This window comes from Azospirillum brasilense (assembly GCF_003349955.1).
Classification (GTDB): Bacteria; Pseudomonadota; Alphaproteobacteria; order Azospirillales; family Azospirillaceae; genus Azospirillum; species Azospirillum brasilense_B.
This window is the reverse complement of record NZ_QLKQ01000139.1, coordinates 1-9,326: the sequence shown is the minus strand read 5'-3', so window position 1 is coordinate 9,326 and position 9,326 is coordinate 1. Positions and strand designations below refer to the sequence as shown.

4 protein-coding genes, 1 pseudogene and 1 CRISPR repeat array are annotated in these 9,326 nt (G+C 67.4%); of the genes and pseudogenes, 4 read left to right on the top strand and 1 reads right to left on the bottom strand.

Going from position 1 to position 9,326, the window contains the following annotated elements; translation table 11 throughout:
- Nucleotides 1–76 precede the first annotated feature (76 nt).
- A CRISPR array of direct repeats spans nucleotides 77–2,612; the repeat unit is 32 nt; unit sequence GTTTCAATCCACGCCCCCGCACGGAAGGCGAC.
- A gap of 113 nt (nucleotides 2,613–2,725) precedes the next feature.
- The 4 genes and pseudogenes from DXK32_RS32490 to cas8c form a co-directional block, all read left to right on the top strand.
- A complete protein-coding gene (locus DXK32_RS32490) occupies nucleotides 2,726–2,977 on the top strand; it encodes a hypothetical protein (protein ID WP_162801434.1) in 252 nt (83 codons plus the stop codon).
- 228 nt (nucleotides 2,978–3,205) lie between these two features.
- Nucleotides 3,206–5,542 carry a CRISPR-associated endonuclease Cas3'' gene (locus DXK32_RS31275; protein ID WP_114862063.1) on the top strand — a complete coding sequence of 779 codons (2,337 nt, stop codon included), beginning with the start codon at nucleotides 3,206–3,208 and terminating at the stop codon, nucleotides 5,540–5,542.
- An 8-nt stretch (nucleotides 5,543–5,550) separates the two neighbouring features.
- On the top strand, nucleotides 5,551–6,258 hold the full coding sequence (gene cas5c / locus DXK32_RS31270; protein WP_114862062.1) for a type I-C CRISPR-associated protein Cas5c: 708 nt from the start codon (nucleotides 5,551–5,553) through the stop codon (nucleotides 6,256–6,258).
- Nucleotides 6,255–7,936, top strand: a pseudogene (cas8c, locus tag DXK32_RS31265) (type I-C CRISPR-associated protein Cas8c/Csd1); the annotation flags it as partial. The gene cas5c and the pseudogene cas8c, both read left to right, overlap by 4 nt.
- 3 nt (nucleotides 7,937–7,939) lie before the next feature.
- On the opposite strand, the gene DXK32_RS33740 reads toward cas8c, so the two are convergent.
- Complete coding sequence (locus DXK32_RS33740) at nucleotides 7,940–9,001, bottom strand: hypothetical protein (protein WP_432612372.1); 1,062 nt, start codon at nucleotides 8,999–9,001, stop codon at nucleotides 7,940–7,942.
- Nucleotides 9,002–9,326: the final 325 nt, after the last annotated feature.

Here is a 9,326-nt window from a genome sequence, read left to right as displayed (position 1 = left end):
GCGCTTCGGCGGGCCGGTTCCCCACAGCTCCTACACCACGTTCAGGGACGTGACCGGCCAGACCCACTCTCGGGAGGTTTCAATCCACGCCCCCGCACGGAAGGCGACGCGCATGATCAGTATCCCGAGCGCGGGGTGACGACGTTTCAATCCACGCCCCCGCACGGAAGGCGACGTAAAGCCAATGGTCGATGTACACGGGGCCAAGTTTCAATCCACGCCCCCGCACGGAAGGCGACGCGCCGCGCTGCTGAAGTCGCTGGGGATCGAGGTGTTTCAATCCACGCCCCCGCACGGAAGGCGACATACCACGGTGCGGAAAGAGGCGGTCGAGGCCGTTTCAATCCACGCCCCCGCACGGAAGGCGACGGCCGCCCGGCTTGCCGAGGAGGCTGAGACCGCCGTTTCAATCCACGCCCCCGCACGGAAGGCGACTCGGCTTCTTTGCGCTGTATATCGCTGTGCGCTTGTTTCAATCCACGCCCCCGCACGGAAGGCGACCTCAGCGCCGGCACCACAGCAAGGCACGCAGTCGGTTTCAATCCACGCCCCCGCACGGAAGGCGACTGGCGAGGTCGGCGTCGCAGGCAGAGCCACAGGTGTTTCAATCCACGCCCCCGCACGGAAGGCGACGTTGACCAACCTCGTTGAGCGCATCCCCGAACTCGTTTCAATCCACGCCCCCGCACGGAAGGCGACCGATGCCGTCGCTCGGATGTCGGTCGAGGAAAGGGTTTCAATCCACGCCCCCGCACGGAAGGCGACGCCGTGTCACCGGTTCCGAGCGTTGCCGACGTTGTTTCAATCCACGCCCCCGCACGGAAGGCGACGATCGAAACCCAAGCCGACGCCATCGCGGTCATGCGGGTTTCAATCCACGCCCCCGCACGGAAGGCGACAACGACAGGGCCGCCGAGATGGTCGGCAAGGTGTTTCAATCCACGCCCCCGCACGGAAGGCGACCGCGGAGCCGGGACAGGTAGAGGGTGCCGCCCGGTTTCAATCCACGCCCCCGCACGGAAGGCGACCAGCATCAGCCCGCAAGCGCTGGTGCAGATGCAGTTTCAATCCACGCCCCCGCACGGAAGGCGACCTGGCCGGCGGCATCATCGCGGCGGCCGTCTGGGCGTTTCAATCCACGCCCCCGCACGGAAGGCGACCCGCCCGTCTGTCGGGCGTTCGTGCCGGCGGTGTTTCAATCCACGCCCCCGCACGGAAGGCGACGGGGTGTTGCGGCGCGCCCTGCGTGGGTGGCTGCACCGTTTCAATCCACGCCCCCGCACGGAAGGCGACTTCGATCACTTGCAGGGCGGCGCGGTGGCGGCAGTTTCAATCCACGCCCCCGCACGGAAGGCGACCCTCGTCCCATCTGGTGTCCCGCGCGATGGTGGCGTTTCAATCCACGCCCCCGCACGGAAGGCGACCAATGGCTCATGAGCGGAACCAAGCTGTGATGGTGTTTCAATCCACGCCCCCGCACGGAAGGCGACTGTACCGCGAGCATGGCTCTTCCGTCGCCGTGGCGTTTCAATCCACGCCCCCGCACGGAAGGCGACACGAGAGGGAGAGGTGCGCGGAGATCGCAGAGGCGTTTCAATCCACGCCCCCGCACGGAAGGCGACCTACGACACCGACCTGTGGCCGTTGGACAGCCTGTTTCAATCCACGCCCCCGCACGGAAGGCGACACACACGAGCCGCTGTTCGTCGTGTTCCAGAAGCGTTTCAATCCACGCCCCCGCACGGAAGGCGACCGCCTGGATGCCGTTGGTCTTGGCGTTCTGGAGGTTTCAATCCACGCCCCCGCACGGAAGGCGACTTCCACGCCCTGTTCACGGCCTACAGCCAGATGTTTCAATCCACGCCCCCGCACGGAAGGCGACGATTGCCTCGGTCCATCAGGACCGGAGGGCATAGTTTCAATCCACGCCCCCGCACGGAAGGCGACAACCTACGAGGTTCAGGCGTACCAGACTGACGCTGTTTCAATCCACGCCCCCGCACGGAAGGCGACGCAGGCCCCGCACCGGGCCGTCCCCGCACGTGGCGTTTCAATCCACGCCCCCGCACGGAAGGCGACTGCCGGAGCCATCATCAGGCCAACCGCTTTCCAACGTTTCAATCCACGCCCCCGCACGGAAGGCGACGCGTCGTAGCTGGTTGCGTCCCCCAAGGCCGAGATGTTTCAATCCACGCCCCCGCACGGAAGGCGACAGGGGATCGCCCGTCATGGGTCGGCGGCACCCAAAGTTTCAATCCACGCCCCCGCACGGAAGGCGACGTGCAGGCCCCGCACCGGGCCGGCACCGCACGTGGCGTTTCAATCCACGCCCCCGCACGGAAGGCGACATTCTGGAGCGATGTAGGCCGCGATAAGGTAGATGTTTCAATCCACGCCCCCGCACGGAAGGCGACCTGCGTGGATGCTCCGGCCGGGGCCTGTTCGGCGTTTCAATCCACGCCCCCGCACGGAAGGCGACGCTTTCCGAGTGCAGCGGACACACGCAACAGCAGTTTCAATCCACGCCCCCGCACGGAAGGCGACGTGCGGTGGGATGCGGATTGGCGCGTCTGGTGCGACGTTTCAATCCACGCCCCCGCACGGAAGGCGACCCCTCAACTTTATGGACTTGTCCAAGAACTCACAATCCCCCAACCGGCGCGCACCTCCATCGGGAGCGGCCGGAGGTGCGGCCATTTTCGCTTCGGAACCGCACAAGTCATTGATGAAAATCATGTGCGAACCCTCCGGGGGATTTGTGCCCGCTTCCGGTTCGCGCCGATTAAAAGACCAAAGCACCGCCGAGGTCCAGAACCGGTTTGGCACCCACATGTTCAATGCGGCGGACCGTGTCGGCACGAGTCCGGTTCCGGTCACCTCTTGCGGTTCGGTGACGCTGTATGACGCCAAGCGAACCCCGGTCCGCAACATCGGCGGCGACGATCGCCCCCTCCAGCGCTCGATCGCAGCAACCTGAGATTAGCATATGGGACAAGCCGAACTGCCGGCGGTTTGGACCGCCGTCCACTCACCCTCGGAAAAGTCATGAGCACCATCGCCTCCCGAGGGCAGATCGCGGTGAGTTTTCGTCCGTAAACCGACCACAGGCGGAGTCCGCTCCATGAGGGAAAAACTTACTGGAAAATCTTCTTATAATTGATTTATCATTCCTTCATAAACCGACAGGCGCCATCAGCGGGCCAAAATGGCGAAAGAAGTGCATGCGCATTCCGTTCCCGGCCAAAGCGAAAATGCCTGGGAGCCCCTGGTTGACCATTTGAAGGCCGTGGCTGCCAAAGCCGCGCGGTTGGCGGCACCGTTCGGCGGCGGAGCCATGGCCGAGGCCATGGGCGCCCTGCACGACGCGGGCAAGGCGAACCCGGACTTTCAAGCCTACATCCGCGGGCTGGGGCCCGGCGTCGATCACTCCACCGCCGGCGCAGTGATCGCAGTCGAACGTTATGGCCCGGTTCTCGGGCGCATGATGGCCTTCGGGATCGCGTGGCATCATGCCGGCCTCGCCAATGGGCGCGTGCCCGGCGGCGGCCTGTCCTCTCTGAACGATCGGCTGGCAGGGTGCCGTCCGCACCGCCTGGCACCGGAACAGGATGTGGCGCCGGCCAGCGCCAACCCGTCCGCTCCCGTCCTGTCGGAAGGATTCTCTCACAGCTTTTCCCTCCCCTTCCTGATCCGGATGCTGTTCTCCTGCCTGATCGATGCCGACCGGCTGGAAACGGAGCGCTTCTACGCCGAACTCCGGAAGGAGGAGGTCGATCGCGGCTGCCCGCTGACCATCGGGGATTTGCGCGGGCGGCTCGACCGCCACCTGTCTCAATTCGAAGGGGAGAGCGGGCCGGTCAACGCCCTGCGGGCGGAGGTGCTGGCGGCGGCCAGGGCCGGTTCGGAGCAGGCGCCCGGCCTGTTCTCCCTCACCGTGCCGACCGGCGGCGGCAAGACGCTGGCCTCGCTGGCTTTCGCGCTGGACCACGCGGAGCGGCACAATCTGCGCCGGGTCATCTACGTCATTCCCTTCACCTCCATCGTCGAGCAGACCGCCGACGTCTTCCGAACGGCGCTGGGCGACCGCGCCGCCGTCCTGGAACACCACAGCGGCTTCGATTTCGGCCCGGGGCCGGACAAGGGGAGACGCGCCGCGGACGATCCGGAGGAGGAGGGACCCGACGGCATCGCGAAGCTGCGCCGAGCCGCCGAGAATTGGGACCGGCCCATCGTCGTCACCACGGCTGTGCAGTTCTTCGAATGCCTGTTCTCCAACCGCACCTCCCCCTGCCGCAAGCTGCACGCCATCGCTGGATCGGTGGTGATCCTCGACGAGGCGCAGACCCTTCCCCTGAAATATCTGCTGCCCTGCCTGGAGGCCCTGCGGGAACTGGCGCGCGGCTATCGCACCTCGGTGGTTCTCTGCACCGCCACCCAGCCGGCGGTAACCGTGGACTCCGGCTTCAAGGGCGGGCTGGAGAGAGTTCGGGAACTGGCGCCCGACCCTCAGGGGCTGTACCGGCGGCTGAAGCGGGTGACGGTCGAGCGCATCAGGGAACCGCTCGGCGACGAGGAACTGGCGGAGCGCCTGCGGGCGGAGCGTCAGGTCCTGTGCATCGTCAACAACCGGCGGCACGCGCGCGATCTGCTGCGTCAGGTCGCCAACGGGCTGAACGATCCCGAAAGCACCCGCCATTTGTCCACCTGCCTGTGCGCGGCCCATCGCCGGGCGGAACTGGCCGCGATCCGCAAGGACCTGAAGGACGGAGCGCCGGTGCGTCTGGTCGCCACCTCCCTGGTCGAGGCCGGGGTGGATTTCTCGTTCCCCACCGTCTACCGGGCCTTGGCCGGGCTCGATTCCATCGCCCAGGCGGCGGGCCGCTGCAACCGCAACGGCGAGCTGCGCAAAGATGGCCTGCCGGAACTGGGCCGGGTCTTCGTCTTCAGCAGCCCCGAGAGCGAGAACCGCAAACCGCCGCCGGAGCTGAGCCAGTTCGCCGAGGTCGCCGCCAGCATCCTGCGCACCCACGACGACCCGCTCGCCCTCGACACCATCCGCGCCTATTTCCAGCGCCTCTACTGGCAGCGCGGGCGGGAGGAGTTGGACGCCGCCCTGGTCGGCGAGGGGGCGGAGCCGATCAAGGACATCCTGGAGGCGCTGCGCCTGTATCAGCGGGGCCAGGACTATCCCTTCGCCGACATCGCCAAGGCGTTCCGCATCATCGAATCGCCCCTGGTTCCGGTGATCGTGCCCTACCGGCCCGCCGACGATCCGGACGCCGTGCCGCGCCTGCTGCGGGACCTGGATTATGTTCCGGCGGAGAAGACGGGCGGCATCGCGCGGGCTCTGCAGCCTTATCTGGTGCAGATCCCACGCAGCGCCCGCAACACGCTGATCGCTGCCGGAGCGGCCGAGTGTGTCCGGAAGGGCGAGCTTGGCGAACAGTTCGTCCGCCTGGTCAACGGCGACCTCTACCGCCCCGACGTCGGGCTGGATTGGGAGGACCCAACCTTCCGCAAGATCGAAACCGGCATCTTCTGAGGAGCGTCATGACCTACGGCGTCGAACTCCACGTCTGGGGGGAGCGGGCGTGCTTCACGCGCCCGGAAATGAAGGTCGAGCGCATGTCCTACGACATCATGACGCCCTCGGCCGCGCGGGGAATATTGGAGGCGATCCACTGGAAGCCGGCCATGCGCTGGGTGATCGACGCCATCCATGTGCTGAAACCCATCCGTTTCCAGTCGATCCGCCGGAACGAGGTGTCGGGGCTCGTCCCGAAGAGCTTCGTCCACGCGGCGATGAAGGCCGGAGCCGTGCACGACCTGCGCATGGACGCCGCGGAGAACCGGCAACAGCGGGCGGCGACCGTGCTGGTCGACGTGGCCTACGTCATCGAGGCCCATTTCGATCTGACCGACCGCGCCGGGGCGGAGGACACGCCGGCCAAGCATCTCTCGATGTTCAACCGCCGCGCCGGGCAGGGGCAGTGCTTCCACCAGCCCTGCTTCGGCACGCGGGAGTTTCCGGCCCATTTCGCCCTGCTGGACGGCGACCTTCCGCCGTCCGCCCTGCCCGACGACCAGCGGAACCGCGATCTCGGCTGGATGCTGCTGGACATGCGGCACGACCGGGACAGCCGGGTCGGCAACCAGCATTGCTGCACGGCGCACTGCACGCCGCTGTTCTTCCACGCGGCCCTGCGCGACGGCGTGGTCGCCGTGCCGCCGCCGGAGTCGGTCGAGGTGCGGTCATGACCCTGTTCGCCGCTCTGAACGGCTATTACGACCACTTGGCGGAGTGGGGGGACGTGCCGCCGTTCGGCTTTTCGATGGAGCGGATCTCCTACGCCGTAGTCCTGTCGCCCGGCGGCGAGCCGGTCGAGGTGACGGACCTGCGCGTCCTGTCGGGCAAGAAGCCGAAGCCCCGTCCGTTGATGTTCCCCCAGTTCTTCGGACGGTCCGGGACCAAGCCGCCGCCCTATTTCCTCTGCGACCACACCCGCTTCCTGTTCGGGGTGGGGGCCGACAAGGCCACGGGCGCCCGCGCGGAGTCTCCAGCCTATTTCGCCGCCTTCAAGGAGCGCCATCTCGCCGCCATCGACGGTTCGAACGACGAGGGGCTGGTCGCGCTGCGGAACTTCCTCACGCACTGGACGCCGGATGCCTTCCGGGCCCCGCTGTTCAACGACGCCATGCTCGATCAGTACATGGTGTTCATGCTGGACGGCGACCGGAACGCCGTGGGCCAGCCGCGTTTCCTGCACGACCGCCCGGCCGCCCGGCGCCTGTGGGAGAAGGAGCTTGCCGCAAAGAAGGGTGACGAGGGCTTCTGCCTTGTCACCGGGGAATGGGGGCCGGTCACCGCCCTCCACCCGCTCATCAAGGGCGTGTGGGGCGCGCAGGTCGGCGGCGCCCGCATCGTGTCGTTCAACAGCAATGCCTTCACCTCCTACGCCAAGAGCGACGGCCTCAACGCCCCGGTGTCCGACGCGGTCACTTTCGGCTACGGAACGGCGCTGAACACCCTGCTGAAGGAGGGAAGCGGCAACCGCCTGCAGGTCGGCGACGCCACGGTCGCCTTCTGGGCCGACACCTCGGGCGGCGAGGAGGCGGCCCAGAAGGCCGAGGCGCTGTTCTCCGACCTCCTCGATCCGCCGCGCCCCGATGACACTGAGGAGGCCCAGCGCATCAAGGACGTCCTTACTCCCGTGAGCCAGGGACGGCCGGTGCGCGAGATCGACCCGATGCTGGACGAGCGGACGCGCTTCTTCATCCTCGGCCTGTCCCCCAACATCGCCCGCCTGTCGGTGCGCTTCTGGCTGGAGGACAGCTTCGGCGCCATCGCCGAGCACATCGGCCGGCATTGGCGCGATCTTGAGATCAAGCCCGATCCCTGGCGCACCGCGCCGTCGGTCTGGGCGCTGCTGCGCGAAACCGCCCTGATGGGCAAATCCGACAACGTCGCCCCGCTGCTGGGCGGCGAGGTGATGCGCGCCGTCCTCACCGGCGGCCGCTACCCGCGCAGCCTGCTGGCGGCGGTCATCACCCGCATCCGGGCCGGCGACGAGATCACCGGCGCCAAGGCGGCCATCTGCAAAGCCTGTCTGAACCGCGACTCCCGCCTGGGATCGAAGAAGGAGGAGGAACTTCCCGTGAGCCTGAACCGCGACGAGGCGAATGCGGGCTACCGGCTGGGCCGGTTGTTCGCCGTGCTGGAGAACACCCAGCGGGCCGCCCTGGGCAAGGTCAACGCCAGCATCCGGGACCGCTATTTCGGCGCCGCCTCGGCCACCCCGGCCAGCGTCTTCCCCATGCTGCTGCGCACAGCACCCATCATCTGGCGGTGCTGCGCAAGGGCGACAAGGCCCGGCTGGGCGGCTGGTTCGAGGGCGAGATCGGCGAGATCCTCGGCGGCCTCGGCGCCTCCTTCCCGCGGTCACTGCGCATCGAGGACCAGGGGCGCTTCGCCATCGGCTACTACCACCAGCGCTACGCCGGCAAGACCGATGCCTCCCTTCACCGACCAGTGCCGGAACTCCGTGGGGGGCTTCTCACCTTCACGGAGCTTCCGCGGCGCCATCCTGTTCCCCACCCACGCCTTCAGGGCAGGATCATAGGTCGCCACCAACTTGAACCGGCGGCTGCCGACCAGGAAGGACAGTTCCATCGACCCGGCCACCCGGACCTTCAGCCCACGGCGGCGGTGCTGGTGCTCGACCGTCGGTGCCGCGAGATAAGCAGCGAGCGCGGCCAGCCCCTGGCGTAGGACACCCTCCGCCTCCTCTACCGAAAGCCAGCGCTGGCCGCCGGGCATCCGGAAGTGACGAGAGGTCGCGAACCTGTCGAGCGCGGTCTGCGCCCCTACCACCGACCACACCGCCATCGCCATCGGGGAGGCGCCGCCGCCCAGCGCTTCCATCGCGGCGAAGATCCAATGCCGGGCCTCTTCCGCCTCTGTGCCGGGGAGATTCTCGCCACTGGACGCCGCGGCGGTGCCCCTGACTTGGCTGTAGTCCGTTCCCTTCCCGAGTTCGAAATGTGCGGCGGCGAAGTGCGCGGCGAAAAGGTCGCCGGCCGCAGCGAGCACGCCATCGATTCGGTGAGCCGCCCGCAGGATCTGGAGCGGGCTCCGCGCCTCCCCAGCCGGCGCCCCGATTTCGCCTTTCTCGTCGATGACGGTACGGTGGAGGTCGCCGCTTTTGCCCTCGCGCTGATAGGTGATCGCGTCGAGGCGAGCGGCATTTCGGGCGCCGTGCACCCAGGGGAAGTCGCAGGCGACCCAGACGTTCAGGTTCGCCGCGATGCCGTCCCGTCGCTCGGCTTCGCGCTCCAGCTCCCGAGCCTGCCGGCGGAGCCGGTCCTGCATGCTTCGCCAGAAGGTAATGCACCACTGCACCGCGTCCGGTTCAGCCGGGACGAGCTGGTCACCAGCAGGGACCTGAAGCGTGGTCGCCTCGCCGGCGGACTCAGCCTGGACGTCGAGAACCGCCATCGTCACGATGCAGTCCGCTCCTGCCCGCGCCGCAGACCGATGTAGATGCCGGTCCCGATCCAGGGCGGGTTGCGGGACTGGTCGCTTGGGGTGGAGGCATCGGCGGAACAAGGATCGCGCGATGAATCGGCGCTCTTGGGATTCTGCGCGTCCGCGTGCTTCTGTGTCAATCGGCTTGAGATTGGGACCCTGGATCGGCGCGGAAAAGGGACCCCGTTGAGCTGGTGCGGACTTGTCGCCCAGGTCAGGCGCGGTTTTTGAAGCGCCAGCTTTCGTGGTCACGTCCCTGAACGTGGTGTAGGAGCTGTGGGGAACCGGCCCGCCGAAGCGC